Raw genomic sequence first — 26,330 nt, 5'->3', positions numbered from 1 at the left:
CTTCAGTTGACGATCTTGTTGGACTGGACCTGCGGCGTCCCGGCGGCGGCCTGGGACAGCGCGCGGACGACGGCGCGGCGGGCGAGCTCGATCTTGAAGTCGTTCTCGCCATGGCCGACCGCGCCCTTCAGCAGGCGGTCGGCCGCCTCCTCGAATGCGCCGGAGGACGGCAGCTTGCCCTTCAGCAACGCCTCGGCCTCGGGAACGCGCCAAGGCTTGTGCGCGACGCCGCCGAGCGCGATGCGCGCCTCGCTGACCACGTCGCCGTCGAGCTCGATGGCGGCCGCGACCGAGACCAGCGCAAAGGCGTAGGACAGCCGGTCGCGAAGCTTGAGATAGGTATGGTTCTGGCCAAAGCGTGGGGCCGGCAGTTCGACCGCCGTAACCATCTCGCCGTGGGCGAGCGTGTTGTCTTTTTCCGGCGTATCGCCGGGCAGGCGATGGAAGTCCTCGAACGCGATTACCCGGGCGCCGTCCGGCCCCTCGACATGGACCGTCGCGCCGAGCGCCGCGAGCGCGACGCACATGTCGGACGGATGGGTGGCGATGCAGGCGTCGCTCGCGCCGAGGATCGCATGGATGCGGTTGACGCCTGTCTTGGCAGGGCAGCCCGAACCCGGCTCGCGTTTGTTGCAGGGAACGCCAGCGTCGTAAAAATAGTAGCAGCGCGTGCGCTGAAGCAGGTTCCCCCCGGTGGTGGCGGCGTTCCTGAGCTGGGCGGAGGCGCCGGCCAGAATGGCGCTCGCGAGCAGCGGATAGTCCCGCTCGATCCGCGCGTCATAGGCGAGGTCCGAATTCGGCACGAGCGCGCCGATCTTCAGGCCGCCGTCGGCGGTCTGCTCGATAGCTTTGAGCGGCAGCCGCGTGATGTCGACGAGACGCCCCGGGCGCTCGACATCGTACTTCATCAGGTCGACGAGATTGGTGCCGCCCGCGATGAAACGCGCCTGCGGATCGCCCGCCACCGCCTGAATGGCGTCGCCGACGGTGGTGGCGCGGGTGTAGCTGAAGTTCATCATTCCGCGGCCTCCAGCTTGGGCGTCTTCAGCGTCGGGGCCTCACGCGCGCTCCGCACCTCTTCGATCGCTTCGACGATATTGGTGTAGGCGCCGCAGCGGCAGAGATTGCCGCTCATCAGCTCGCGGATTTCCTCCGGTCCATGGGCGTGGCCCTCGTCCAGCATCCCGACCGCCGAACAGATCTGGCCCGGCGTGCAGTAGCCGCACTGGAAGGCGTCATGCGCCACGAAGGCGGCCTGCAGCGGATGCAGCTCTTCGGGCCTTCCGAGGCCCTCGATCGTCGTGATCTCGCGACCGTCGTTCATGACGGCGAGCTGCAGGCAGGAATTCACTCGCCTGCCGTCGACCAGCACCGTGCAGGCGCCGCACTGGCCCTGGTCACATCCCTTCTTCGAGCCGGTGAGATGCAGCCGCTCGCGGAGCACGTCGAGCAGCGTCGCCGAGGGCGGGATCTCGACGGAATGGGTCTCGCCGTTCACCGACAAGGTGACGGCGACGGGCTCCGAAGCGGAGCGCGCGTCTTGCGCCAAGGGACATCTCCCAAAACTGGTTGTCACGCCCTCCATCGAGTGCGCGAAGCGTCTTGGGATCAGAACAATTCAAAACCGGGGACGTTCCCGCTCCACGATAATCGCGGTGTGAGAAAAGATCGCCTCGATGGGCGCAGACGGCTTGCGGATCTCGACCCGCACACGTTGCGCGATCCGGAACTTCACAAACACCGCCGCCGCGACCGCGTTGGCCGCCGCCTCGACCAGCTTGTAGCGGCGCTCGGTGAAGGCCTTCGTGACGGTCTCGACGAGGTCCGCCCAGTCGATCGTGCCGTCGGCGTCGTCGCGTTCCTCCGCGACCGACAAGTCCGCTCCGATCTCGACGTCGATGAAAAAGCGCTGTCCGAGCTCCGCCTCGGCGTCGAACAGCCCGTGACGGGCGAAGATCGACAGGTCCTTCAGCACCACTTTGTCCACGCGACGACTCCTCGTTGTTTTTAGGTCCAACGCGCGGGCGGGGAAATCGATCATGGCGCGCGCCCCGCTGGCGCCGCGGATCCAGCGCGCCAGTTGCACCGGTCAGGCCATCTCGGCCCTTGGAACGCACACCCGCATGCGCAAGAACCGCGTTCACCGATGACCGCCCGTACCGCGGCGCGCATGCGCGAGATCGAAAAGGGCTTCCTGGTCGGGCTTGGTCGCGCCGCCGGCGGCTCGATCGTGTTTGCCCTGCCCGTCTTAATGACCATGGAGATGTGGTCGCTCGGCGCGAGCATGGACCGCCCACGGCTGGCGCTTCTGCTCGTCGCGATCGTGCCGCTGCTCGTCGGGCTGTCGCACTACATCGGCTTCGAGGAGACCGAGACCTGGGTCGACGACCTGCGCGACGCTTTCGTGGCGATCGCGGTCGGCTTCGTCACCTCTGCGATCGTTCTGTCGCTGTTCGGGCTTATCGGGCCGCACCTCTCCTTCGACGAGGTCTTGGGCGCGATCGTCATCCAGACCGTGCCGGCGAGTTTCGGGGCCGTGATCGCGCAAGGGCAGCTGGGGCAGTCGGACGAGGCCGACGACAGCCGCAACAAGCAGGCGGGCTATGGCGGATCGCTGCTCTTCGTCGCGAGCGGGGCCGTGTTCCTGTCGTTCAACATCGCGCCCACCGAGGAGATCGACTTCATCTCGGCCTCGATGACGCCGTGGCACGCGATCGCGCTCGTCCTCGTCTCGATCGCGATGATGCACGCGATCGTCTACTCGGTCGGGTTCGAAGGACAGAGCGCGACGAGGCCCGACGACTACAGCTTCTGGAGCGTCTTCGTTCGCAACAGCCTGCCGGGCTACGCCATCGCGCTGCTGGTCTCGGCCGCGATGCTCTGGATCTTCGGACGTCTCGACGATCTTGGCGCGTCGGCGGCGCTTCGCCTGGTCATCGTGCTCGGCTTCCCGGCCGCGATGGGCGCGGCGTTCGCTCGGCTCATCGTGGGAGGACAGAGCTGATGGCCGCCAAGCAGCCTGCGCGGCGCGAGGTGGGCCGCCTCGAATGGATCGTGGGCGCGCTCGGCGCGGCGATCGTGGTCGCGGTGCTCGGCGTGCTGACCCACGAGGCGCTGACCTATCACGAAGGCGCGCCCGTGCTCGTTGTGAAGGTGCTCGACGTCACCCCGACCGAAGGCGGCTATGTCGTCCGATTCATGACCGAGAACCGCGGGCCCTCGACCGCCGCAGAGGTCGTGGTGGCCGCGACGCTGACAGATGGCGACCGGGTGATCGAACGCGCCGAGACGACGCTCGACTACATCGCGCGGAAGTCTGATCGGGGCGCTGGCGTCATCCTGAAGCGCGACCCGGCGTCGGCCACGCTGGAGATCGCGGCGACGTCGTACCGGAAGCCCTGAGCTTCATTCCCCGGGCGGCAGCGAGGCGTAGTAAGCGGCGACCGCCTTGATGTCGGCTTCCGTCATCCCGAACGCGATCTTGCGCATGATCCCGGAGAAGGGTCCGCCGCCGCGGCTGTCATGCTCTTTCTCCCAGAGCGTGAGCTGGGTTTCGAGATAGGACGCGTGTTGGCCGGCGAGCTTCGGGTAAGCCGGGTTCGGCGTCTCGCGACCGGGCCCGTGGCATGACGAGCAGGCGGGCGTGCCGGTGTCGCGAAGGCCTTCGCGCGCGATCTTCTCGCCCCGCGCGACCAGCGCCGGATCGAGCGGCTTCGCGCCTTCGACCGGTTTGCGCGGCTGGGCGGCATAGTGCTCGGCGAGCGCGGCGATGTCGGAGTATGGCAACCGCGCCGCCGCCGTCTCCATGACGCCGCTGTAGCGCTTGTTCAGCGCATAGGCCGCGAGCGTGTCGTAAATGTAGTCCTCGCTCTGGCCGGCGATGACCGGGAAGGCGTCGCCGTCGCGTCCCATGCCGTCGCGGCCGTGGCAGCGGGCGCAGTCGGCCAGAACATCCTCGCGAAGGCCGCGTCCCTGCGCGCGATGCGCCAGCGCCGTGAGACCGCCGACCGCTCCGTCGTTCTCCTGTCCCATGGCGAGACGGCGATAAGTCTCGTCGGACATCCCCGGAAGCTTGAGCAAGAACGCGACCACCGCCCAGACCTCGTCCTCGCGCTCCTCGGCCGAAACCCAGGCGGGCATGCCGGCGTATTTCACCCCGTTCTTCACGATCCAGAACAGGTGTTTCGGCTCCCAGGTCGGGACCTTGGCGTCGAGGTCCGGCGCGGTCGGGACCATCTCGCGGATGACCGGGTTCCGCGGCCGCCCCGGCGCGCCGTGACAGCTCGCACAGCCACTCGCGTAGTGCCCGGCGCCGCGGGCGATCAGCGCCGGATCATCGAGGTTCCTCGGCGTCTCGACCGCGATCGAATGCGTCTTGACCGAGTTGATCATGACGTAGTGCAGGAACCAGTCGGTGATCGGCCAGTGGCCGCTCGTCGCCGCGACGCTGAAGAGGCCAGACCAGCCGAACGCCAGCACGCCACCCGCAACCGCGACGGCCGCGAGCGCGACGCGCAACGGCGTGACGAAGAAATCGATACGCCACTTCATCGGCCGGTCCCCGCATCGGCGGCCGGACCTTCCCGCAGCAGCCGGGCGGCAAGCGCAAGCCCGCCTGCGAGATAGACGCCGCCGCCGACCAGCAGCATGACGATCCCGCCGACATGCTGCTGATGGAGGGCGTCGGCCGAGCCGCCATGATGGGCGGCATAAAGCGGGATCGTCGTGGTCGAGAGCAGCACGCCGAGCAGCGTCATGTGGATCGAGGTCAGCAGCATGCCGACCGTCCCCTGCGCGGCGCCTGGCCTCGAGCCGCCATGGCCAAGGCAGGCGATCCAGAGCCAGAGGCCTGCGACAAGGAACGAGGCTTGTTCGGCCGCGAAGGCGAAGCCGTTCGAGCGGGCAAGATCGTGCGCGGCCGGCGCGTGCCAGCCCCAGACCACCACGAGTTCGACGAGCGAGACCGGCACGGCGGCGAACAGTGTTGGGCGATGCAGCGACGGGTCAGATTTTGAGCCGACGAGCCCGAGCGCCAGCAGCGGCGCTGCGATGGCGACGACCGTCATGTGGCTCGTCATGTGGGCTGCGAAGCCGTGGCCGAAGACGGTCGCCGGTAGCGGCGACCACGCCAGAGCAAGGGCCGCTCCGCCGAGGACCGTGAACGCGCCGCGGTTCACCGGCAGTCCCCGATGAACACCGCCGGCAGCGCCACGAAGATCACGCCGATGAACGACAGGCCGCAGAGCAGGATGGTGGCGAAGCCTAGGAACTGCTGGCGGTCGTCGAGGGTGGCGTCGTCGTAAGGCGGCTCGGCGTCCCCGTCGCCCCAGTGCCGCCAAGCCTGCCGGCTCGACCAGGCGATGGCGACCATCGCGACGATCGTCGCTCCTGCGATGATGATCCGCGCCAGCGTCACGTCAGGCCATTCGGGGCCCAAGAACACGCGCGCGTTCGTCATCGCCTTGGCGCAATGGATCGAGGCCGCGATGTAGCAGACGAGGAAATGAAACGCCCAGATGGTCGGGGCGGTGATCAGCGTGATCAGGTTGGCGCGCGTCGAGGCGATCATCGGACCGCCAGCGGAAACAGCGCCAGCACCGCGACCGTGACGGTCATCGTGACGAGCGCGAAGTGCCAGTAGAGCACGACATTGTGGATGTCGATGTCATGGGCCGCCGTCAGCTTCGAGGCGGCCGAGCGGGCGAGGCAGTAGAGCGTCATGATCACACCGACGCCCAAGTGCACCGCGGTCCAGATCGCGATGACCCATACGGTCGCAGGGTATACATGGGAGGTCGGGTCGAGCCCTGTCTCGTGCGGCCCCCAGAGCAGCGCCGCGCCGCCCGCGACCGCGAGCACTGCCGAACCCATCAGCCAGAACCTTAAGTTTCCCGGCCTGTCGGCGGCGTTCGCCCTGCGCGCAAGCAGCATCGCGCCCCATGAGGCCAGCACCAGCATCAGCGCGACCGCGGGCCAGAACTGTCCGGGCCCGGCGCCTGCCGTCGGCGGGAAGGCGGTCGAATGGATCGTCCAGTAGAAGAAGTAGCCGAACAGCAGGCTGGCGAAGGCCGCCATGTCTCCGATCATGGTGATGAACATCGCCCACCAGCCGACCGAGTCCGGACCCGACACGTAAAGCGGAAGTTTCAGGCCGAGCCCGACGTCCTTCTCGGCCTTCTCCGGGATCACCGCAGTGCCGCGCCAGAGCCAGATCAGAATCGAGATCAGCGCCGCGATCGAGAACAGAATGGTGAGGGTCCAGGCGTAGAAGGTCGCGGCGATGAAGGCGCCGCCGGTCAGGAACGCCGCCCCCATGGTCATGAAGGTGTTTCCCGGCACGCGCAGGCACTGGATCGGCCGGGCGTCGAGCACCGAGGTGATCAGCGTCTCGCGTTTCCCTTCCTCGGCGTCGGGCAGGTAGAAGCGGCCCTCGTCGTAGTCGCGCACGAAATTCGGCTGCTGCCAGAGCGGGTATCGCGTGGTGACGACAGGAACGGTCCGCACGCCCCAGTCCTTGCCGGGGTTCTCGGAGAGCCATTCGAGCGTGCCCGCGTTCCACGGATTGCGCTCGGCGTAGGGCTCCTTGCCCTTCGGCCGCAGCACGTCCCAGGTCACGACCAGCACGCCCGCCGCGAACACGAAGGCCCCGACGGTCGAGACCATGTTGAGCGTGTCGAAGCCGAGGCCTTCGGTATAGGTGAAGACGCGACGCGGCATGCCGCGCAGACCCGTAATGTGCATCGGCAGGAACGTGACATTGAAGCCGACGAACATCAGCCAGAAGCCCCACTTGCCGAGGCGGTCCGACAGCTTCCGGTCCATGGCGAAGGGGTAGAAGTAGTAGAGCCCGGCGATCAGCGGGAAGAACATGCCGCCGATTAGCGTGTAGTGCAGGTGCGCCACCACGAAATAGGTGTCGTGCGCCTGCCAGTCGAAGGGCGCGAGCGCCACCATCACGCCCGTCAGCCCGCCGAACGTGAAGATGCCGAGCGCCCCGATCGCGAACAGCATCGGGGTCGAGTAGACGACCCGGCCGGCGAGAAGCGTCGCGAGGAACACGAAGATCTGCACGCCGGTCGGGATCGCGACGGCTTCCGATGCCGCAGAGAAGAACGCGAGCGAGATTGAAGGCAGGCCCGTCGTGAACATGTGGTGGACCCACAGGCCGAACGACAGGAAGCCGGTGCCGACCGCGGCCAGCACGATCCACGAATAGCCGAGGATCGGACGCTGCGCGAAGGTCGGGATGATCATCGCAAGCAGCGCGATCGCCGGCAGGAACACGATGTAGACCTCCGGATGGCCGAAGATCCAGAACAGGTGCTGCCAGAGCAGCGGGTCGCCGCCGCGCTTGGGGTCGAAGAACGGCCAGTCGAACATCCGCTCGAGCTCGAACAGGATGTCGCCCGCGATCAGCGGCGGGAACGCGAACAGGATCATGCCGGCGACGACCAACACGTACCAGGCGTAGAGCGGCATCATGTTGATGCGCATGCCGGGCGGCCGGCACTTTAGGGTGCCGACGATGAGCTCGACGGCGGCGGCGATCGACGCGACTTCGATGAAGGACAGCCCCAAGAGCCAGACGTCGGCCCCGATCCCGGTCTGCTTCTCATCCGTCGTGAGCGGCGGATACATGAACCAGCCGCCGTCGGGCGCGGCGTTGAAGAAGATCGAGCCGCAGACGAAGACGCCGCCGAGCAGGAACGACCAGTAGCCGAAGGCGGAAAGCCGCGGGAACGGCAGGTCCCGCGCGCCCAGCATTTCCGGCAGGATGATGATCGCCACCGCCTCGAAGATCGGGACGGCGAACAGGAACATCATCGCCGTGCCATGCAGCGTGAAGACCTGATTGTAGAAGGTGGCCGAGAGGAAGTCGTTCCCCGGCACGGCAAGCTGCGTGCGGATCATCAGCCCAAGCACGCCGGCGAACAGGAAGAAGGCGAGCGCGGTCGCGGTGTACCAGAGCCCGACCTCAGAATTGTTGACCGCCGACCAGTAGCGGAGGCCGGACGGGGTCTCCCACACCTTCTCGAGCCGGGCTTCCTGGGCCTTACGGAGTTCCGGATCGTCCTGCGGGGATGGGGCGCGGGCGGCTTCGGTCATTTCAGGCTCCCGAGCCAGTTCGCGATCTCGAGCGCATCCTCGTTCGACAGCGCGCTATAGGCCGGCATCTTGGAACGGGGTTTGAGCGTGTCGGTCTCGCGGATGAAGCGGGCGACGTTCTTGGGCGTGTTCGGCAGAAGTCCTGCCCCGACCGTCAGGCGGTCTCCGAAGCGCGTGAGTTCGGGTCCGACCTCGCCCTTGGCGTCCGTGCCGCTCACCTGGTGGCACGCCCCGCAGCCGTGTCGCGTGAAGAGGTCCTGGCCCTTGGCGCTCGGCGGCGGCGCGGACTGCGCCTTCAGCCACGCCTCGAAGGCGGGCTTCTCCATCACGCGGACGTCGAAGGCCATCAGCGCATGGCTCGCGCCGCAGAATTCGGTGCAGGCCCCGCGATAGACGCCGGGCTTTTCAGCCTTCAGCACCAGTCGGTTCACGCGGCCGGGGATCATGTCGACCTTGCCGCCGAGCGCCGGAATCCAGAACGCGTGGATGACGTCCGGGCTCGTCAGCGCGAACTCGACACGCTCGCCGACCGGGATCCGGATTTCGTTGGCGCTCGCGACCGCCGCGCCGTCCTTCGGGCGATAGGTCACGCGCCACCAGAACTGCTCTCCCGAAACATCGATGCGCAGGCCTTCGCCAGGCTCTCGCAGCTTGGGCATCAGGCCAAGGCCGTAGACCAGCAGTCCCGCCAAGACGACGGTCGGAAACGCCACCCCGCCCCAGAGGATCACGCGGTGGCCGACCGCATCGTCGTAAGGCCCCGACTTGAACCGAGACGCGTAGACCGCGACGCCGATCACGGCTGTCCACACCACCGCGGCGCCGATCAGCATCACCCAAAACAGGGTCGCGACCTCGCGGGCCTCGTGGCCAGCCGGGTCGAGCGCCGATTGGACGCCGGCGCAGGCCGAAAGGCCTACGCCGAGCGTCACGATCGCGCCGGTGCGAATTAGGAGAGTGCGGATTCCGCCGGACCCCGGTTCGAAGTGTTGGTCCAACCTATGGCGACGGGCGACGCCGGCAAAGACTTGGATACCTTCAAAACTGGTGATCACGCGGGTGTGAGAGAAGCCCTCGCGGCGCGGCTGTCGCTAGTCGATCGCGCGCAACGTCACGGGGATCGATTTCGCGGCCGGCACCTTCGAGCCTTTGGCGTGGTGCCAGAGCGGGATAAGCGGGTTGCACTCGGGATAGTAAGCCCCGACGCAGCCTTCCGGGATGTCGTAGTCCACGATCCGGAAGCCAGAGACTTCGCGCTCGAAATCATCCGCCACCGTGCGCATCGCGACCGTCTGGCCGTCCTTCAGCGACAGCCGGGCGATGTCGTTCCGGTTCATGAACACGATCATCCGCGTGCCGTCGACGCCGCGGAAGCGGTCGTCATAGCCGTAGATCGTAGTGTTGAACTGGTCGTTCGAGCGCAGAGTGATCAGTCGAAACGCATCCGGCTGCGGCGCCGGCATGTCTGGGTCTTCATCGAGGCTTTTCGGGAAGATGAAGTTGGCCTTGCCCGTCTCTGTGTTCCATTCGCGCTCCCGCGCCGTAATCGGTTTGGGGAAGCCGCCGGCCGTGTCGATGCGGGCGTTGAAGCCCGGAAACACTTTTGGATAGGTCGCCTCGATCGCGTCGCGAACGCGCGCGTAGTCGGCGGTCCAGCCGTCCCAGTCGATCGCGGGGTTTTCCGCAAGCGTCGCCTTGGCGATGCCGGCCACGATCGCGGGCTCCGACATCAGCGTTTCGGCGCAGGGCTCCGCGAAGCCGCGGCTGGCGTGGAAGTGCGAGGTCGAGTCCTCGACCGAGACCATCTGCGGGACGCCCGCCTGCCGGTCGATCTCGATGCGGCCGAGGCACGGCAGCAGATAGGCCGCCCGGCCGTGCACCACATGGCTGCGGTTGAGCTTGGTAGCGATCTGGACCGAGAGCTTCAGCTTGCGCCAGCCCTGTTCCATCAGCCCGGTCTCGGGCACGGCGCGCAGGAAGTTTCCGCCGAGCGAGAGGAAGGCCTCGACCTCGCCGCCGATGATCGCCTTGCAGGCGTCGACGGTCGCCATGCCGTCCTCGCGCGGCGGTTCGAAGCCATAGAGCTCCTTCAGCTTGTCGAGCGGCGCGAGCTTCACCTTCTCGGTGATGCCGACCGTGCGCTGGCCTTGCACATTCGAGTGCCCACGCACCGGGCAGATGCCGGCGCCGGGGCGGCCGATATTGCCCTTCATCAGCAGCAGGTTCATCAGCATCTGGACGTTCTCGACGCCGGTCCGGTGCTGGGTCATGCCCATGCCGTAGACACCGATCGCGGCGGTGGAGGTGGCGTAGACGGCGGCCGCCGCCTCCATCGCGTCCCGCGTCAGCCCGGAATGGCGCTCGAGTTCAGACCAGTCCCTGGCGCGGCAGGCTTGAGCGAACGCCTCGTAGCCGTGGCAGTGCTCGGCGATGAAGCCGTGGTCGATGACTTTGGCGGACGGCGCCGCCGCGTCGTCGAGCGCGATCAGCGCCTTGCACATCCCAAACAGTGTCCCGAGGTCGCCGCCGGCCTTGAGCTGATGATATTGCGTCGAGATCCGGGTCTCGGCGCCGGTCAGCATTTCGGTCGGAGCTTGCGGGTTGGTGAAGCGTTCGAGCCCGCGTTCTTTCAGCGGGTTGAACGTGATGATCGGCACGCCGCGTTTGGCCGCCTCCTGCAGCGGATGCAGCATTCGGGGCGCGTTCGACCCGACGTTCTGGCCGAAGAAGAAGATCAGGTCCGCGCGGTCGAAATCCTCGAGGAACACGGTGCCGACCGGCACGCCGATGCTCTCGGGCAGCGCGACCGAGGTGCTCTCGTGGCACATGTTGGACGAGTCCGGCAGGCTGTTGGTGCCGTAGGCCCGCGCCAGCAGCTGATACATATAGGAGGTTTCGAGCGAGGCTCGGCCGGAGGCGTAGAACACCGACCGCTTCGGCTCGGTGCCCTTCAGCGTCGCGCCGATCTCTTCGAACGCCGTCTCCCAGGCGATCGGCTCGTATGTGTCCGTCGCGCTGTTGAACTTCAGCGGCTCGGTCAGCCGGCCCTGATCCTCGAGGTCGAAATCCGTCCAGCCTTCGAGCTCGGTCAGCGTGTGGCGCGCGAAGAACTCCGCCCCGACCGTCTTCGAGGTCAGCTCCCAGGCGGTCGCCTTGGCCCCATTCTCGCAGAACTCAAACACATGCGGGTTGCGGGGCTTCGACCACGCGCAGCTGACGCAGGCGAAGCCGCCCGGCTTGTTCTGCTTCCAGAGCGCCGCCGCGCCCCTGACCGGTGCCCCGTGGTGCGCGAGCGCATGAGCGACGGACTTCGCCGAGCCCCAGCCGCCGGCCGGACCGTCATAGCTCTCGATGTGGGTGTCACGCGCCATACTGTCGGCTCCTCGACATGGCTGGCGTCGGTCACTGTCTGACCGGCGCCGCTACGTGCAACGGCTGCCAGAGAGCAGCGTTCCTTGGCACGAGGTGTGGCTGAACGCCGTTCGAGCTCGCACCGTTAAGCTACGGAGACAACGCCCTGAAACTCGCCACCTTCAACGTCAATGGCGTCAACGGCCGGCTTCAGGTCCTGCTCGATTGGCTGGATCAGGCGAAGCCCGACGCGGTATGTCTTCAGGAGCTGAAAGCGCCCCAGGCGAAGTTCCCCGAGGCCGCGATCCGAGACGCCGGCTATGGCGCGATCTGGCACGGCCAGAGCAGGTGGAACGGGGTTGCTATCCTCGCGCGCGGCGCCGATCCGGTGGAGACGCGGCGCAGGCTACCCGGGGGATCGAAGGACGAGCAAAGCCGCTACATCGAGGCGGCGGTGAACGGCGTGCTGATCGGCTGCCTCTACATGCCAAACGGCAACCCGACGCCGGGTCCAAAGTTCGACTACAAGCTCGAATGGTTTGACCGCCTCACGCGGCATGCGTCGGAGTTGCTAGCTGCAGACGTGCCCGCGGCGCTGATCGGCGACTTCAACGTTATGCCGACCGACCTTGACGTCTACAAGCCGGAGCGGTGGCTCGACGACGCGCTGTTTCGGCCGGAAGTCCGCGAGGCTTTCCACGGCCTTGTCGCCCAGGGTTGGACTGATGCTCTTCGCAAGCTCCATCCCGACGAGCGCATCTACACGTTTTGGGACTACTTCCGAAACGCTTGGGGCCGGGACGCGGGGCTGCGCATCGATCACTTGCTCTTGAGCCCATGGCTCGCTCCGCGGCTGAAGCGCGCCGGCGTCGACCGTGAGGTTCGCGGATGGCCGAAAGCAAGCGACCACGCGCCAGTGTGGGTGGAGATGACGAACGCCGCGCCGAAGCCTCGCAAGGCCAGGACGGATGGGGGCAAGAGCAATGGCTGACCAGGCTCATGATCTCGAGCGCTTTGTAGCGGCGCAACATGGCGGCGTGTTCGATCAGGCTCTGCGCGAGCTTCAAGCCGGCCGCAAGACGAGCCATTGGATGTGGTTCGTGTTTCCGCAGCTTCGTGGGCTCGGGATCTCGTCGACCGCTCAATTCTATGGCCTTTCGTCGCTCGACGAAGCCCGCGCCTATCTCGCGCATCCAATTCTCGGAGATCGGCTAAGAGAGTGCGTCGACGCGGTCCTCGGCCTGAATGGGCGGACGGTCCATGAGATTTTTGGCGCGCCGGACGACATGAAATTTTGCTCGTCGATGACGCTCTTCGAACTCACCTCGGACGGCGCAGCAGCAAGCTTCAGCCAAGCTATCGATACGTTCTGCAATGGGCGCCGCGATCCGCGGACGCTTGAGCTTGTCGGCCGGTCCAGTTCGTCGACCGGCGCTGATTGAAACGAAGCCGGGGCCGTCAAACGAAATCCGGGTCGCGTCCTTGGCTTCGATCGAGTTGGCGCATGATCGGCGTGACCGTCAGGCCGTGCATCAGGATCGAGACTAAGATAACGAGGCCAACAATTGCCCATAGCCTCTCGGCGCCTTCGACGGTCATGTGGTTCAGGCCGAAGGCCAGGTAATAGATCGATCCCACGCCTCGAATGCCGAAGAACGCGAGCGTCAACCGCTCCTTCCAGTTGGCCTCGTGTCCAATCAATCCAACAAGGCCAGCGATCGGCCGAACGATGAGAAGCACGGCGAAGGCCGCAACAACGTCGACCCATTGGAGCGGAGCCAGGAGGCCGCTGACGAGCGCGCCACCGAACAGTAGCAGCAGCGCCATCATGGTGATGCGCTCGATCTGCTCGGCGAGCTCATGCATGCCGACCTGAAACTCATGGTCGCGGTGGGCGTGCCGGAACGTCAGCGCCGTCACGAAGACGGCGAGGAAGCCGTAGCAGTGGATGATTTCGGTGAGGCCGTAGGAAACGAAGGTCGCCGACAGCGCGATCAAGCCGTCGCCGGTCTTGGCGAGCTTGGTTTTGGCTGGCACATGGAACGTCAGCCATCCAAACGCCCGGCCGATCAAATAGCCGGCCGCGATCCCGACGACGATCTCCCAGACAACATTGATCGCGATCCATTCTGCCAGCCACGCCTTTCCGGTCGCCGCCGACGCGGCGAGCGCGATCGCCAGATGCACGAAGGGGAACGCGAAACCGTCGTTGAGACCAGCCTCGGCGGTTAGCCCGAACCGGACCTCGTCCTCGTCCTCAGTTCGCGGCGGACCGACCTGAACGTCGGACGCGAGAACAGGATCGGTCGGAGCGAGCACTGAGCCGAGCAGTAAGGCGACCGTCCAGGACAGGCCGAGCAGCCACCCGCCGATAGCGGTGATCGCCGCGATGCTGAGCGGCATCGCTATGACGATGAGCCGAAGGGCGACAGACCAGCGACGGATTCCGAAGACACGATCGATCCGAAGCCCAGCGCCCATCAGCGCGATGATGACGACGAACTCCGCAAGCCGCTCTGTGAGCTCGGGATAACGCAGCGGCAGCGGTTTGAACGTGACCTGCGGGAGGGCGAAGAACGCCGCTCCGATCGCGATGCAGACGATCGGTAACGAAAGCGGAAGCCGTCGTAGAGCCAGCGGCAGCCAAACCACCAGAGCGATAAGCAATCCAGCGCCTGTCAGCCCGAGAATGTAGGCGTCCGGCAGCCAATCTTGCGGCAGGTTCATCGGTCAGATTGAGGGGAGAGACCGGTCATGTCTGTCTGGCGGTACGTGCCGGGTTCGATCCCAAGCCGTCTTGCCTGAGCTCGGATGTCGTCTCCGCTCGCGACGATCCTGTGGTCGAGGTCCGGCATCTCCGCTTTCAGCAGGCCAAGAGCCTCAGTCTCATCCAATGCCAGGACAATCCAGCGGGTGATCTTGTCGCCATCGCCAGCTCGACGCGTGTCGTGGGTTTCAATGATGAACCCATCATTGGTGGTCAGGCTCATTCGCCGTTCTCTGGCTTTGGCGCCTGGGCCTGCTTGTCCCTGACCTGTTCAGCCGCGATTAGCGCTGCCTCACGCGACGGGAAAGTTTCGACAGACGGCGCGCTGCCGAGCTTGTAGGACCAGCGGCCCGGTTCGAACTCGAAGATCTCAACATCCATCGTCGGCTCCTCTTTTGAAGGCAACGGGCGGAGGGATCGAAGGTTCAGCACAGCGAGTGGTGTTGAGGCGCCGGCGTTAGATAAAGACGCCTACGTCTGCTAAGGCGAAAAACATAGGCCAATCAGGCCGAACCGATCCTCCCTTATCCGCGTTGCGCACCCGTTGATTTGGCGGCCCGTCGGCCGTCTGTGCTCTTGCAGGCTCCATGAACCGCCACGACGTCGACCTCACGAACTGCGACCGCGAGCCTATCCATCTCCTCGGCGCTATTCAGCCCATCGGCTTTCTCCTCGCGCTCACCCTCGACTGGATCGTCGCGCGCGCCTCGACGAATGTCGGCGAGTTCCTGGGTGAGATGGACGAGAGCCTCATCGGCCGGCCGCTCGACGAGATCTTCCTCCCAGAAGCGATCCACAGTCTCCGAAACCGGCTGACGACGCTCCGCGGCCCAAACGCCGTCGACAAGGTCTTCGACCTGAAGTTGTCGGATAGGGCCGGACCGTTCGATGTCGGCATCCACTTGTCTTGCGGGCAGATCGTGATCGAGGCGCAGCCGGCGGCCGAACGGCATGGCGATACGACCAGCCTCGTCCGTGCCATGGTGTCCCGTCTGGAGCTCGTGACGAACGCGTCGGCGTTCTACACTGAAGGCGCCCGCCAGGTTCGCGCGCTCACCGGGTTCGACCGCGTGATGGTCTACCGGTTCGCTGAGAACGGTTCGGGCGAGGTCGTTGCGGAGACCTCCAAGCCTGGGATCGGGTCGTTCAAGGGCCTGCACTATCCGGCGAGCGACATCCCGGTCCAGGCGCGCGAGCTCTACAAGCGGAACCTGCTTCGGGTCATTTCCGATGTCGACACGGTCCCAGTGCCGATCCACCCGGGGCGAGACGAAAAGGGCAAGGTTCTCGATCTGTCGCTGTCGATCCTACGGTCGGTTTCGCCGATCCACATCGAGTACCTGAAGAACATGGGGGTCTGCGCCTCCATGTCGATTTCGATCATCGTCGATGGCGAGCTCTGGGGGCTTTTCGCCTGCCACCACTATTCGCCGAAATTGCCAAGCTTCGAGGTGCGGTCGGTCTGCGAGCTGTTCGCCCAGATGTACTCGATGCGCCTCGAAGGTCGCGAGCGCAAGGAAGTGCTCGACTACGAGCGGCAAGCCCGGGACGTGTCCGACCAGCTCCTCGGCGCCGTCGCCACGAATGAGATGCTGCTGAAGGATCCGGAGTGGCTCGCGGGTATCCTCACGCACGTCATCCCGGCCGAGGGCGTGGGCGTCTGGATCAACGGCAGCTACGCGTTTTCAGGCGTTACTCCGTCCACCGAGGAGTTCACCCGCATCGTCCGGACGCTAAACGTCACTGCTGCGGGCCGAGTGTTCGCTACCGATGAGATCGCCTCGCTCATGCCCGGCGCAGAGGAGTTCGCGGATCGCTCAGCTGGCATGCTCGCGATCCCGATCTCCCGGGCGCCGCGCGACTACGTCATCCTGTTCCGCGAGGAGATGGTCCGGTCGGTGCGCTGGGCCGGCGACCCACACAAGCCGGTCAGCTTCGGCCCGAACGGTCCGCGATTGACGCCCCGCGAGAGCTTCGCCGAATGGCAGCAGCTTGTGAAAGGACACAGCAGACCTTTTACCCCTCCTGAGATCCGCGTGGCCGAGACGCTCCGGGCGACGCTGATTGAGGTCGTGCTTCGGCTCGCGGGCGAGGCCAGCGCCGAGCGCGACCGCGCGAGCCGCAAACAAGAAGTGCTCATCGCCGAGCTCAACCATCGGGTCCGCAACATCCTCGGCGTGATCCGCGGGCTGATACGCCAGGCCAAGCCGCCCTCCGACAAGATCGAGGACTTCGTCAGCTTGGTGGATGGTCGCATCCATGCGCTGGCGCGAGCTCACAACCAGATCACCGACGATCACTGGGGACCGGCCCCAATCCGCGCCCTGATCGACGCCGAAGCGCAGGCATTCCTGGACGCTGAGGACAATGGCGTCCACGTCACAGGCGAGCCCGTGATGCTGAACCCGCAGGCCTACTCGACGATGGCGCTCGTGGTGCACGAGCTCGTCACGAACTCGACCAAGTACGGCAGCCTGTCGGCTGGCGGCCATGTCGATGTATCCTGGAATCGCACCGAGGACGGCGGCCTGCAGTTCGACTGGCTGGAGCGCGGTGGCCCACCGGTCGAGCCTCCGACCCGAAAGGGATTTGGCACGACGATCATCGGCCGCTCCGTTCCTTATGACCTCGGCGGCAAGGCTGAGATCGACTACGCCTCAGACGGAGTGAAGGCGACTTTCTTGATCCCAGCCCGCCATGTCTCCGACACGGCAGGTCCGCAGCCACCGATCATCATTAAGGCTGCGCGGCACTCGCCAATGCACTCATCAAACACGCCTACGGAGTTCCTCAAGGGGCACAAAGCGCTGCTCGTCGAGGACAGCCTGATCATTGCGCTCGACGCTGAAGACATTCTCAGGCGGTTGGGGGCCGAGGTCATGACAGCGTCGGCGGTCGAAAGCGCTCTCGACCTGATCGACGCCGATCAGCCGACCATCGCCGTCCTCGACATCAATCTTGGCGACCAGACCAGCTTCACTGTGGCCGACCGCCTTCGCCAGCTCAACGTCCCATTCGTGTTCGCAACAGGTTATGGCGAGCAGGCCGTACTGCCGGAGGACCATAAAAGCCGCACCGTGATCCAGAAGCCCTACACGATCGAGGGCATCGCGCGGGTCCTCGAGGAACTCATTGTCTGAAGGCGGAACAGCCATGAACGTGACCAACATCGGAGCGCAGCGGGCTCTCGACGGATGGGGCGGGCATGGCTGACGACACGTGCGTCCGCTTCGGCGACAAAAGCGCCAGCGAGATCGAAGACAAGCTGCTTCGTCAGCTCGCAATCCTCGAAAGCGTCACCGACTTCGCCATCGTCGCCACGGACCGCGTCGGCGTCGTTACGGACTGGAACGCCGGCGCCGAGCGCATCCTTGGTTGGACCGCGCAGGAGATGATCGGCCAGTCCGCCCGAGCGTTCTTCACCCCCGAGGACCGCGTCGACGGCCGCTTGGAAAGCGAAATGCGCGAGGCTCTTGCGAGCGGCCGGGCCATCGACGAATGTTGGCATCAGCGAAAGGGCGACGAACGCTTCTGGGCCAGCGGCGAGATGATGCCGCTGAAGGGCCGGGACGGCGCCCACATCGGCTTCGTGAAGGTGCTGCGCGACCGTACCGAACAGCACCTGCATGGCCGAGCTCTGGTGCAGGCCGAGGCTCGGCTCCGGCGAGCTCAGGAGGCGGGCGGGGTCGGCGTATTCTGGGTCAGCGTTGACGACGACGTGCTTCATGCCACGCCCGAGTTCTGTCGCCTCTACGGCATGCCCGAGCACGCGACATTCGACGCCGCCGAGTTCGAGCGTCTGGTCGTCCCTGACGATCAAGGGCTGGTGTCGCACCAGGAAGGCCGGCGCGACGGCGTCTCGCCGACCGATGTCGTCTATCGGATCCGTCGCGCCAATGACGGCGAGCTTCGCTGGATCTCGCGCAAAGGCGAGTTCGAGACCGATGGCGGTCGATCGATCAGGTTCGCCGGCGTCGCTCGCGATATCACGGCTGACGTGCTGCGCGACCGAGACATCGCCGCCGAGCGGGAGCAGCTCGCCACGATGTTCGCGCAGGCGCCGACCTTCATGGCGATGCTGCGGGGACCAGACCATCAGATTGTGCGGGTAAACCCAGGCTATACCCGGCTCGTCGGCGGACGTGACGTGGTCGGTAGAACGGTAGCCGACGCGCTTCCTGAAGCGGTTTCGCAGGGCTACCTTCAGCTTCTTGATCAGGTCTATTCAACCGGCGAGGCCTTTGCGGCCAATGGCTACCGGTTCGCCGTAGAGGACGTCGACGGCAAAGAACCTGACGCGCGTTATCTGGACTTCGTCTACCAGCCGCTACGGGACGGCTCGGGCGCGGTCTCCGGCATCTTCGTCGAAGGCGTCGACGTCACCGAGCGCATAATTGCGACGAAGGCGCTCGAGGCGAGCGAAGCCCGCTACCGCACCCTGTTCGAGACGATCGACGTCGGTTTCTGCGTGCTCGAGATGAAGTATGACCAGGCCGGTCGCGCGATTGACTACCGGATCGCTGAGGCCAATCCCGCCTTCTCCCGGCAGACCGGAGCCGACGTCGTCGGCAAATGGGTCAGCGAGTTCGCGCCTAACCTCGAACGGCACTGGCTCGACACTTATGGCGCGGTGGCGCTGACCGGAGAGCCGGCGCATTTCGAAAATCGTGCCGATGTGTTCGGTCGCTGGTTCGACGTCCGCGCCGTGCGCATCGGCGCGCCGGAGGCTCGGACCGTCGCGGTCTTTTTCAGCGACATTAGTCAGCGTCGAGAGATCGAGCTGCATCAGGGCGCGCTGCTCGAACTCAGCGATCGCCTTCGGGAGCTTCGTGATCCGGCCGAAATCGCCTTCACAGCCTGCGAAGTGCTTGGGCGCACGCTATCGGTCAGCAGGGTCGGTTACGGAGTGGTCGACAAGCGCCGAGAGACGATTTCGATTGACCGGGATTGGAACGCCCCCGGTGTGAAGACGATCGCGGGGGTCCTGAGTTTTAGGGACTACGGTTCCTACATCGAGGATCTGAAGCGAGGCGTCGTCGTAGCGATCGCCAACGCCGCGAAGGATCCGCGAACGGCCGAGACCGCGTCCGCCCTGCAGGCGATCAGCGCGTTGGCGTTCGTGAACATGCCGCTGGTCGAACACGGCGACACGGTCGCGCTGCTCTACGCCAATCACGCCGAAGCCCGGAGCTGGTCCGAGAGCGAGCTCGCGCTCATGAGACAGGTCGCGGAGCGCGTGCGGTCCGCCACCGAACGCGTGCGCTCGGAGAACGCCCTTCGGGAAAGCGAGGAGCAGTTCCGTGTCTTCGCGCAGGCCATGCCCAACCAGGTCTGGGCTGCGACGTCGGATGGCGAGCTCTACTGGTTCAACTCGCAGGTCTACGCCTATACCGGGGCGTCTCTTGGAGACCTGCACGGCGCCGATGCGTGGAACGGCATCGTCCATCCAGACGATCTCGGGGTCGCGCGCGAACTCTGGTCACGGTCGTTGCGGACCGGAGACGTCTATCAGACCGAGTTCCGTATGCGTCGCCGCGACGGAGCGTTTCGATGGTTTCTCGTCCGCGCCGAACCCGTTCGAGGCAAGGACGGCGGGATTACTCGCTGGATCGGCGCTAACACGGACATCGACGACGCCAGGCGAGCATCGGAGCGGCTCGAGCGTATCGTCGCTGAACGAACCGCCGAACTCCGGCTGTTCGGCGACATCATCGAGTCGAACGCCTCGCCGATATGCACTTTCGACACCTCATATCGCCTGATCGCGTTCAACAGCGCGCACAGCGACGAGTTCTTCCGGATTTTCGGCCACAGGGTTCAACTCGGCGAGGTCTTCCCCGACCTGTTCCCGCCGGATCAGGCCGCGATCATTCGCGGTTTCATGGCCCGGGCTCTCGGCGGCGAAGCCTTTACCGTGACCGAAGAGTTCGGTGACCCCGATCTCGCGAAGCCCTCGTGGGAGGTCGCCTACACGCCACTGCGCGACGCGGAGGGCGTCATCATCGGCGCCTATCACCTCGCCGACGACATCTCGGACCGGCTGCGCGCCGAAGCTGAGCTGGTCGCGGCGCAGGATGCATTGCGGCAAGCCCAGAAAATGGAGGCGGTCGGCCAACTCACGGGCGGCATCGCGCACGACTTCAACAACTTGCTGACCGGCATCACCGGATCGCTCGACCTGATGCTGACGCGCATCCGCCAGGGACGCTTGAACGACGTTGAGCGCTACGTCACGGTCGCGCAAGGCGCGGCTAAGCGAGCCGCGTCGCTGACCCATCGGCTCCTCGCCTTCTCGCGACGCCAGACGCTCGATCCCCAGCCGACGGACGTGAACCGCCTGGTCAGCGGGATGGAGGACTTGCTTCGACGGACAGTCGGCCCGGCGATCGAGGTCGATGTGGTGGGAGCGGGCGGACTTTGGGGCACGCTGGTCGATCCGCACCAGCTTGAGAACGCGATCCTCAACCTTGTGATCAATGCCCGCGACGCCATGCCTGACGGCGGCCGGATCACAATCGAGACCGCCAACAGGTGGCTCGACGGCCGCACGGCAAAGGAGCGGGAGCTACCCCCAGGCCAGTACTTATCGGTCTGCGTCACGGATACGGGAACAGGCATGTCGCCGACCGTTATCGAGCGCGCCTTCGAGCCGTTTTACACGACCAAGCCGCTCGGACAGGGCACGGGCCTTGGCCTGTCGATGATTTACGGATTCACCCGACAGTCGGGCGGTCAGGTTCGGATCTATTCCGAACTCGGCCAAGGGACCACGATCTGTCTCTACCTACCTCGCCATCTCGGCGAAGACATTCAACCCGCCGCTGAGATCCGCTCGCCCGATCCTCGCCGAGCGACGGATGGACAGACGGTCATGGTGGTCGACGACGAGGCGACAGTTCGCATGCTGGTGATGGAGGTGCTCGAAGACTCAGGTTACGCGGCCATCGAGGCGGGCGATGGCCCAAGCGCCATGAAAGTCCTGAGCTCGAACGCTAGGATTGACCTGCTGATCACTGACGTCGGGTTGCCAGGCGGCATGAACGGCCGGCAGGTGGCCGACGCGGCGCGCATCGTTCGGCCTGAACTGAAAGTCATGTTCATCACGGGCTACGCCGAAAACGCCGCCGTCGGGAACGGACAGATCGAGCCGGGAATGTCGGTGATGACGAAGCCCTTCGATGTCGCCGCGCTTGAGTCTCGGATCCGTGAGATTCTGGAAGACTGAAGCTTCCGACCAAACTTTGGCGCGGAGACTTACGCCCCAGGTTCAGGCGTCGGGAAACGTTTACGATCGCGAAGGGTTTGTTCGGGTGAACCTGTTCCCGGTCCGACCTTGCGGAACGAATCCGGATCGTCTCGTTCTGTTCCCGCCTCGCGCTCACCTTTGGAGTTCGTGAATACCTTCAGTTGGAACCGAGACGCAGATTCAAAAGTTGATGCGTCGCAAATCCCAACAGCGCACCGTGAAGGGGCCGTAGCGGAGGCCACGCCAGCATGTCGTACACGGTCATCGCGGCCGCCGAGAGCGGTCCGGTAGCCACCGTCGCATCCTCGGTCCTGGACGCCCTCAGGCTCGTCCAGGACCTGGAGAAAGACGGAGACCAGGTCACCATCGCCAGCGATACGGGATGGATCTTGACCGTCGAGGAACTTGAGGCGCTGGCCAAGCCCTGACGACGACATTTGAAAGCGCCTCAGGAAAAATTTGCGCGCCGCGAGCTGTTAAAGGTCTCGGCCTGATCCAGTGCGCTTCAGTTACGTGATCGCTCCGGGTCTGGAATCTCCCGATAGGCGCCTACCTCCCGCAGATCGCATTCGGGGGAGCGCGCATGTCCTATACGGTCATTACAACCAACCGCGGCCATCAGACCGCTGTGGTGGCAGCGTTACAGATCGACGTCCTGTCTATCGCCAAAGCTGCCCGGATACGTCCGGGAGAAGCCGTAACCGTCTTCACCGAGACGGGGCGTTGGGTATCGATCGCCGAGTTGGAAATGTCTCGCGAGAGGGCCGTGCGCGGCCGCACTCGCCTTGGCGGATGATCGCGACGTCCGGATAGCGGGCGACGAACTTGGCTACGCCGAGGAGCGGCTGCTCGCCTGTCAGAGATTGGCGAAGGAGCTGAAACGCTCGTTCGAGCGTGGCGAGAACGAACCGCTCACCATCCATTTTCGGGAGCGCTACGCGCGGCTCGAGCGCGAGATCGAGACCTGGCGCTGGTACCGATCGTCGGTGCTCAAGCGCTGTAAAGACCATATCGGAGAGTGACGGCGCGCCGCATGCGATAGCGCATCGCTTGGACCGCCTGGTGCGTAGGGTGGGGCAACCGCTCTCGGAGCCTCCAACCCCGAGGAGCGGCCAGAGGGGCAAGCCGCAGGCTTGCCCCTCAATCCCACCCATCCGTCAGATACCTGCGGTCGAAATCCGCAACCTTATGTCGGCGAGAATTGAGTCGGCCGTCGCTCCGTCGAGGTTCCGCTCAATCCAAGCCGCCTCGAGCTCGTGCAATGCAGCCAGCGCGCCTGTGGGCGCGTGGGCATAGGATGCGACGAACTCCTCTATCGCCGAGCGGGCAAGCGCTAGCGCCGAAGCGCTTTCGGTGAGGACAGGCGTGACGAAGAGAGCGAGACAGTCCGCCGAGCTCATCATGATTGCGAGGCTAGTCGAGACGCCTACTCGGGCAACACCAAATGCTCAGCAAGGACGCCTCAAAGTTGAGCGACGTTGGTCGAAGCCTGCCGCCTGATGCTTGCAACATGGAAGCCTCAGATGCAGCATGGCTTTCCAACCTCCATCTGCGCTTGGCTCGCCTCAAGGTTGAAGGTCTGATTTTGGCGGTGATGTAGATGACCGCTGTTGGCGCGTCTGAGCGGTTCGGCCTCGTCCCGGGCTGACCCAAGGCCGACCTTGGGCAGGTCAGCTTATCGACCAGGCGATTGGTGGCGTCATCTCGAGAGCGGTCACTTCAGCGGCCCCTGCGCGCGCCGGAACTTGCGCAGGCGCGCGTCCTGCTCGATCGCTTCCACGCGATGGTTCGGCGCCACGCCGCGCAGAAGCTTGATCCCTGAATCACAGACGCTCCGCCCACCCTGCTCGGCTCATTTACGCGTGCGTGGTCCGGGACCGAGTTGCCGTCCGACCGGACCTTGTCGAGCCGTGGCCCAACGGGCCGACCGTAGGACAGATCACGAAGCTCAAGCTCATCGAGCGCCAGATGTAGGGCCGAGCTAAGCTCGACCTGCTTGCGGCCCGACTTATCGGTGCCTGATAATCCCGCTGCGCTTCATCGAAATTGCGTCAGATCCAAGGTTTAGCGCCGACTGATAGTCTCGGCCATCCAGGATTGGGCGGACCGAGCTCTCTATCTGCACGTTTTCGACTGTAGTCGATTGCCGTCACCCAGCGTGAGCGCTGCGCTTGTCGATTACGATCTTGAACGACTGTCCGTCTTCAACAAAGCAGAGACCTTCCCGCTCGAAGACGTCGATCACGGCCTTCAGCGTCGCGGGATGCGTCCGAACTCCGTGGCTTTCCAGAGCCGTGATGCTGTCCCTATTCAGCTTTGCTCGCTCCGCGAGTTGCTGTTGCGACCATGAGAGGATGGCCCTCGCCGCCCGAATTTGAAAAGGCTTAACCATCAAAAAACACTCCGGCAGACTGACGGAGTTTTTGGATTGAGTTCCCAAAATTCGGCATGCATCAATGCGCTCGCCCAGCCTCTGACGACCCACCCACCTTTGGGCAATCCATCAAACCATAGCCGAAAACCACGACCGCAAAGGATTGCGGCTGTGGATGATGTTGCGCGCTCATGGACGGTCGACGGTCAATCCCTCCTCGATGCCGAGTAGGGGAAGGATCGCGGTCGCCGCGGCGCCCACGCTTCGGCCAATCCAGGACACGAGCCGATGACCAGCCAGCCGACCAGTCCAATACGGGCAAGTCCGAGCGGGGATCCTTCCGACAACGATGACATCCGAAGCCTTCTTCGACAGGTCACCACCGCCCTCTCGGCGCTTCCGGTAGAGGTGGATGGCGACGACGACATGGTCCGCAATCTGGCGGCCTATCACGGGCTTCGGCCGTCCGATGCGGTCATCACGAAACTCCGGACCAACACCCGAAGCTTCACTCTTCTCGTCGCGACTTCCAACTCATGGGAACTGAACAAGAGGGCGCTGCTGGCGACCAAGCAGGATGGCGAGCGGGTCCGGCGCAAGGTTCTTCTGATGCCAGCGGGGCGTCTGCGCAGAACCGTCTTTCTTACAAACTGCTCGCTGATCGGCTCCAGCCGCAACGTCCAGATCACGGCCACGCACCGCATGGCCATCCTCGCCCATTTGCAGACCGATCCGCTCGCCAGCCTGGAAGACTGCTCGCGGGAGATTGCAGGCCATGACGATCCGGTCGGCGCGGTTCTGGCCATGATCGCTGAAGGCTTTCTCAGGATGGATCTCAGGGTCCCGATGCGTCCAGAGAGCGTGATCTCGGTCGCCTGAACAGATCCCTCCGCAAACTCGTTTTCCAACTTCGAGAAATCAGCAGCATGTCCAGAAACGAAGACGCCGACGCCGTCGGTGAACGCCCCATCGCGCGCCCGTTCAGACAGATCTTCGTCGAAATCGTCGTCGACCAGCACCTTACCCCCGACATCATCGACGCGTGTGTTCAGGACCAGATCACCGTCGTCATCGACGCTCCGACCGAGATCTGGGCAAACGCTCTGGCCGGTCCAATCGCAGGTCGCTGTCAGTCTCTTCCGCTCTGCCGCCGCCCTTACGTCTTCAAGAGGGGAGCTCCTCGAAAGGTCCGAACCAGCAAAGAGGATACCGACCTCGAGACGCTTCAGCTCAAGCTCTCGACAGGAGCGTCCGTCATCGCGCTCTTCTGTCCCGCAAGCGAGCCGCTGCCGATCCTCACTGACTCCGCCGACATCCGGATCGAGATCATGAGGCCGACCACCGAGGATGTCGCCAAGGCTCTGTCCGAGGCGACCGCAACCCCGGTCGACGCCGGCCTGATAGCTGCGGTCAACACCATCGACCTTGATGGCCTGTGCGCGCTTGTCCGTCCGCGCGCCTCTGCCGAACAGACGCTGCAGAGGTTCAAGATCGCCATCCAGGGCGGCGCTGACAGCGATGGCATCCCGACCATTCATCAGCTTGCCGGATATGGCGACGCCAAGCGGTGGGCGCTCAGCGCCCTTCATGTCATCGAGAGCATTCGCGCCGGTGAGCCCGGCGTCACTCTGGCCGATCTGCCTCGCGGCGCCCTGCTCGTCGGCCCTCCCGGTACTGGCAAATCGATCTTTGCGCAGTCGCTTGCCAAGACCCTTGGGGTCGGATCGGTCATCACATCCGTCTCCGAGTGGCTGAGCACCGGCGACACCCATTTGGGCACAGTCATCAGCGCGGCGCGCGCGTCGATCGCGAAGGCCTCGTCGTTCCAGCCTGGCCTTCTCTTCATCGACGAGGTCGACTCCCTGGTGGACAGGGATCAGGAGAAGGGCAGCTCGGCGTCGTGGTGGCTGAATTTCGTCAACGCCGTCCTTTCCGCGATCGACGGAGCGGTGAAGGTTCCTGGCCTAGTGGTGGTCGGCGCGTGCAACGATCTCAATCGAGTGGACAAGGCGCTCAGACGCTCAGGGCGCCTCGAAACGATCGTCCATATCGGACTGCCGAACGAGGCTGACCGGCTATCCATCTTCGACTTCTATGTGAAGGGCGCAGTCTCGCGCGCAGATCTGCGGTCCTGCGCCATCCGCTCCGGCGGGATGAGCGGAGCTGACATCCAGCGTGCCGTGCGCGAGGCCAGACAGCTGGCGCGCGAACGCCATCGGCGTTTGACCTTAAAGGATCTGCACGAGGCCCTTTCGCCTCGCATCCGGCTGGATGACGCCGAGACACGGACTGCGGCCGGGCATGAAGCTGGCCATGCGCTCGCCAGTCTGCTGCTCGGCGACAGGCTGATCGCGGTCGACGTCGACAGGGCGCTGACGCATCTGCACCCCCTTCCGCGCATCCTCGACAACGATCTCATCGATTGGCCGGCCCCCATCGAGTGGTCCGGTTGGAATGTTAGTTCATGAGCGGCGCTGACGCGACGG

Annotated in this window: 24 protein-coding genes; 11 read left to right on the top strand and 13 right to left on the bottom strand. The window is 64.9% G+C overall.

Translation table 11 applies throughout. The features are described 5' to 3' along the window. Positions 1-2 precede the first annotated feature (2 nt). The 3 genes from ACFOWB_RS26125 to folB all read right to left on the bottom strand — a co-directional run bounded on the left by ACFOWB_RS26125 (position 3) and on the right by folB (position 2,086). The gene (locus ACFOWB_RS26125) at positions 3-1,019 is read right to left on the bottom strand and encodes an FAD binding domain-containing protein (RefSeq protein WP_261404355.1); all 1,017 of its coding nucleotides are present in this window, start codon (positions 1,017-1,019) and stop codon (positions 3-5) included. Beyond that, positions 1,016-1,549, bottom strand: coding sequence for a (2Fe-2S)-binding protein (locus tag ACFOWB_RS26120; protein ID WP_261404356.1), 534 nt, complete (start codon positions 1,547-1,549; stop codon positions 1,016-1,018). The genes ACFOWB_RS26125 and ACFOWB_RS26120 overlap by 4 nt, the downstream gene beginning before the upstream one ends. A gap of 69 nt (positions 1,550-1,618) precedes the next feature. Beyond that, positions 1,619-2,086 carry a dihydroneopterin aldolase gene (folB, locus tag ACFOWB_RS26115; protein WP_261404357.1) on the bottom strand — a complete coding sequence of 156 codons (468 nt, stop codon included), beginning with the start codon at positions 2,084-2,086 and terminating at the stop codon, positions 1,619-1,621. Positions 2,087-2,146: 60 nt separating this feature from the next. Here folB and ACFOWB_RS26110 point away from each other — a divergent pair, with 60 nt between their 5' ends. Both ACFOWB_RS26110 and ACFOWB_RS26105 read left to right on the top strand, forming a co-directional pair. After that, positions 2,147-3,004, top strand: coding sequence for a TIGR02587 family membrane protein (locus ACFOWB_RS26110; RefSeq protein WP_261404358.1), 858 nt, complete (start codon positions 2,147-2,149; stop codon positions 3,002-3,004). Further along, complete coding sequence (locus ACFOWB_RS26105) at positions 3,004-3,402, top strand: TIGR02588 family protein (RefSeq protein WP_261404359.1); 399 nt, start codon at positions 3,004-3,006, stop codon at positions 3,400-3,402. The genes ACFOWB_RS26110 and ACFOWB_RS26105 overlap by 1 nt, the downstream gene beginning before the upstream one ends. Before the next feature lie 3 nt (positions 3,403-3,405). Here ACFOWB_RS26105 and ACFOWB_RS26100 read toward each other — a convergent pair whose 3' ends face one another. From ACFOWB_RS26100 to ACFOWB_RS26075, 6 genes are all read right to left on the bottom strand, one after another. Beyond that, positions 3,406-4,551, bottom strand: coding sequence for a c-type cytochrome (locus ACFOWB_RS26100; RefSeq protein WP_378150292.1), 1,146 nt, complete (start codon positions 4,549-4,551; stop codon positions 3,406-3,408). Further along, the gene (locus ACFOWB_RS26095; RefSeq protein WP_261404361.1) at positions 4,548-5,177 is read right to left on the bottom strand and encodes a cytochrome c oxidase assembly protein; all 630 of its coding nucleotides are present in this window, start codon (positions 5,175-5,177) and stop codon (positions 4,548-4,550) included. Before ACFOWB_RS26095 ends, ACFOWB_RS26100 begins: the two co-directional genes overlap by 4 nt. Further along, positions 5,174-5,569, bottom strand: coding sequence for a hypothetical protein (locus ACFOWB_RS26090; protein WP_261404362.1), 396 nt, complete (start codon positions 5,567-5,569; stop codon positions 5,174-5,176). The genes ACFOWB_RS26095 and ACFOWB_RS26090 overlap by 4 nt, the downstream gene beginning before the upstream one ends. Then, positions 5,566-8,106: a cytochrome c oxidase subunit I gene (gene ctaD / locus ACFOWB_RS26085; protein ID WP_378150289.1), complete on the bottom strand. Its 2,541-nt coding sequence runs from the start codon at positions 8,104-8,106 to the stop codon at positions 5,566-5,568. The genes ACFOWB_RS26090 and ctaD overlap by 4 nt, the downstream gene beginning before the upstream one ends. Beyond that, complete coding sequence (coxB, locus tag ACFOWB_RS26080; RefSeq protein WP_261404363.1) at positions 8,103-9,038, bottom strand: cytochrome c oxidase subunit II; 936 nt, start codon at positions 9,036-9,038, stop codon at positions 8,103-8,105. The genes ctaD and coxB overlap by 4 nt, the downstream gene beginning before the upstream one ends. Positions 9,039-9,197: 159 nt before the next feature. Continuing rightward, on the bottom strand, positions 9,198-11,477 hold the full coding sequence (locus ACFOWB_RS26075) for an FdhF/YdeP family oxidoreductase (RefSeq protein WP_378150286.1): 2,280 nt from the start codon (positions 11,475-11,477) through the stop codon (positions 9,198-9,200). Between the two features lie 146 nt (positions 11,478-11,623). Here ACFOWB_RS26075 and xth point away from each other — a divergent pair, with 146 nt between their 5' ends. Together xth and ACFOWB_RS26065 are read left to right on the top strand one after the other, a co-directional pair. After that, positions 11,624-12,448, top strand: coding sequence for an exodeoxyribonuclease III (gene xth, locus ACFOWB_RS26070; RefSeq protein ID WP_378150316.1), 825 nt, complete (start codon positions 11,624-11,626; stop codon positions 12,446-12,448). Further along, positions 12,441-12,899: a DUF1810 domain-containing protein gene (locus tag ACFOWB_RS26065; protein WP_261404364.1), complete on the top strand. Its 459-nt coding sequence runs from the start codon at positions 12,441-12,443 to the stop codon at positions 12,897-12,899. Before xth ends, ACFOWB_RS26065 begins: the two co-directional genes overlap by 8 nt. A 16-nt stretch (positions 12,900-12,915) precedes the next feature. On the opposite strand, the gene ACFOWB_RS26060 is transcribed toward ACFOWB_RS26065, so the two are convergent. Genes ACFOWB_RS26060 through ACFOWB_RS26050 form a run of 3 tightly spaced genes read right to left on the bottom strand, consistent with a single transcriptional unit; the run spans position 12,916 to position 14,605 of the window. Beyond that, entirely contained in the window at positions 12,916-14,184 is a 1,269-nt protein-coding gene (locus tag ACFOWB_RS26060) for a cation:proton antiporter (RefSeq protein ID WP_261404365.1), read from the bottom strand. Next, on the bottom strand, positions 14,181-14,447 hold the full coding sequence (locus ACFOWB_RS26055; protein ID WP_261404366.1) for a hypothetical protein: 267 nt from the start codon (positions 14,445-14,447) through the stop codon (positions 14,181-14,183). Before ACFOWB_RS26055 ends, ACFOWB_RS26060 begins: the two co-directional genes overlap by 4 nt. Beyond that, entirely contained in the window at positions 14,444-14,605 is a 162-nt protein-coding gene (locus ACFOWB_RS26050; RefSeq protein ID WP_261404367.1) for a hypothetical protein, read from the bottom strand. The genes ACFOWB_RS26055 and ACFOWB_RS26050 overlap by 4 nt, the downstream gene beginning before the upstream one ends. Before the next feature lie 206 nt (positions 14,606-14,811). Here ACFOWB_RS26050 and ACFOWB_RS26045 point away from each other — a divergent pair, with 206 nt between their 5' ends. The 5 genes from ACFOWB_RS26045 to ACFOWB_RS26020 all read left to right on the top strand — a co-directional run bounded on the left by ACFOWB_RS26045 (position 14,812) and on the right by ACFOWB_RS26020 (position 22,492). After that, positions 14,812-17,364 (top strand): HWE histidine kinase domain-containing protein, encoded by a 2,553-nt coding sequence (locus tag ACFOWB_RS26045; protein WP_261404368.1) that lies wholly within the window; start codon positions 14,812-14,814, stop codon positions 17,362-17,364. A 65-nt stretch (positions 17,365-17,429) separates the two neighbouring features. Next, positions 17,430-21,449 carry a PAS domain S-box protein gene (locus ACFOWB_RS26730; protein ID WP_449252288.1) on the top strand — a complete coding sequence of 1,340 codons (4,020 nt, stop codon included), beginning with the start codon at positions 17,430-17,432 and terminating at the stop codon, positions 21,447-21,449. 269 nt (positions 21,450-21,718) lie between these two features. Then, complete coding sequence (locus ACFOWB_RS26030; protein WP_261404370.1) at positions 21,719-21,898, top strand: hypothetical protein; 180 nt, start codon at positions 21,719-21,721, stop codon at positions 21,896-21,898. Between the two features lie 155 nt (positions 21,899-22,053). Continuing rightward, entirely contained in the window at positions 22,054-22,266 is a 213-nt protein-coding gene (locus tag ACFOWB_RS26025; protein WP_261404371.1) for a hypothetical protein, read from the top strand. After that, the gene (locus tag ACFOWB_RS26020) at positions 22,256-22,492 is read left to right on the top strand and encodes a hypothetical protein (RefSeq protein ID WP_261404372.1); all 237 of its coding nucleotides are present in this window, start codon (positions 22,256-22,258) and stop codon (positions 22,490-22,492) included. The genes ACFOWB_RS26025 and ACFOWB_RS26020 overlap by 11 nt, the downstream gene beginning before the upstream one ends. 1,127 nt (positions 22,493-23,619) lie before the next feature. Here ACFOWB_RS26020 and ACFOWB_RS26015 read toward each other — a convergent pair. Next, a complete protein-coding gene (locus ACFOWB_RS26015; protein WP_261404374.1) occupies positions 23,620-23,862 on the bottom strand; it encodes a helix-turn-helix domain-containing protein in 243 nt (80 codons plus the stop codon). 270 nt (positions 23,863-24,132) lie between these two features. Between ACFOWB_RS26015 and ACFOWB_RS26010 the strand changes: the two genes are divergently transcribed. Together ACFOWB_RS26010 and ACFOWB_RS26005 are read left to right on the top strand one after the other, a co-directional pair. After that, entirely contained in the window at positions 24,133-24,723 is a 591-nt protein-coding gene (locus ACFOWB_RS26010; protein WP_261404375.1) for a hypothetical protein, read from the top strand. Positions 24,724-24,770: 47 nt separating this feature from the next. Continuing rightward, positions 24,771-26,312: an AAA family ATPase gene (locus ACFOWB_RS26005; RefSeq protein WP_261404376.1), complete on the top strand. Its 1,542-nt coding sequence runs from the start codon at positions 24,771-24,773 to the stop codon at positions 26,310-26,312. Positions 26,313-26,330 lie beyond the last annotated feature (18 nt).

The organism is Chenggangzhangella methanolivorans, from assembly GCF_042648545.1.
Lineage (GTDB): Bacteria > Pseudomonadota > Alphaproteobacteria > Rhizobiales > Methylopilaceae > Methylopila > Methylopila methanolivorans.
This window is presented reverse-complemented; position numbering and strand designations above follow the sequence as displayed.

Bases quoted from the DNA above. Each gene is read 5' to 3' on its own strand.
- ACFOWB_RS26010 (WP_261404375.1), top strand. From the start codon at position 24,133: ATGACCAGCCAGCCGACCAGTCCAATACGGGCAAGTCCGAGCGGGGAT.
- ACFOWB_RS26075 (WP_378150286.1), bottom strand. From the start codon at position 11,477: ATGGCGCGTGACACCCACATCGAGAGCTATGACGGTCCGGCCGGCGGC.
- ACFOWB_RS26110 (WP_261404358.1), top strand. From the start codon at position 2,147: ATGACCGCCCGTACCGCGGCGCGCATGCGCGAGATCGAAAAGGGCTTC.
- ACFOWB_RS26060 (WP_261404365.1), bottom strand. From the start codon at position 14,184: ATGAACCTGCCGCAAGATTGGCTGCCGGACGCCTACATTCTCGGGCTG.
- ACFOWB_RS26090 (WP_261404362.1), bottom strand. From the start codon at position 5,569: ATGATCGCCTCGACGCGCGCCAACCTGATCACGCTGATCACCGCCCCG.
- ACFOWB_RS26050 (WP_261404367.1), bottom strand. From the start codon at position 14,605: ATGGATGTTGAGATCTTCGAGTTCGAACCGGGCCGCTGGTCCTACAAG.
- ctaD (WP_378150289.1), bottom strand. From the start codon at position 8,106: ATGACCGAAGCCGCCCGCGCCCCATCCCCGCAGGACGATCCGGAACTC.
- ACFOWB_RS26100 (WP_378150292.1), bottom strand. From the start codon at position 4,551: ATGAAGTGGCGTATCGATTTCTTCGTCACGCCGTTGCGCGTCGCGCTC.
- ACFOWB_RS26125 (WP_261404355.1), bottom strand. From the start codon at position 1,019: ATGATGAACTTCAGCTACACCCGCGCCACCACCGTCGGCGACGCCATT.
- ACFOWB_RS26055 (WP_261404366.1), bottom strand. From the start codon at position 14,447: ATGAGCCTGACCACCAATGATGGGTTCATCATTGAAACCCACGACACG.
- ACFOWB_RS26015 (WP_261404374.1), bottom strand. From the start codon at position 23,862: ATGGTTAAGCCTTTTCAAATTCGGGCGGCGAGGGCCATCCTCTCATGG.
- ACFOWB_RS26730 (WP_449252288.1), top strand. From the start codon at position 17,430: ATGGCTGACGACACGTGCGTCCGCTTCGGCGACAAAAGCGCCAGCGAG.
- ACFOWB_RS26025 (WP_261404371.1), top strand. From the start codon at position 22,054: ATGTCCTATACGGTCATTACAACCAACCGCGGCCATCAGACCGCTGTG.
- ACFOWB_RS26045 (WP_261404368.1), top strand. From the start codon at position 14,812: ATGAACCGCCACGACGTCGACCTCACGAACTGCGACCGCGAGCCTATC.
- ACFOWB_RS26105 (WP_261404359.1), top strand. From the start codon at position 3,004: ATGGCCGCCAAGCAGCCTGCGCGGCGCGAGGTGGGCCGCCTCGAATGG.
- ACFOWB_RS26065 (WP_261404364.1), top strand. From the start codon at position 12,441: ATGGCTGACCAGGCTCATGATCTCGAGCGCTTTGTAGCGGCGCAACAT.
- ACFOWB_RS26005 (WP_261404376.1), top strand. From the start codon at position 24,771: ATGTCCAGAAACGAAGACGCCGACGCCGTCGGTGAACGCCCCATCGCG.
- ACFOWB_RS26030 (WP_261404370.1), top strand. From the start codon at position 21,719: ATGTCGTACACGGTCATCGCGGCCGCCGAGAGCGGTCCGGTAGCCACC.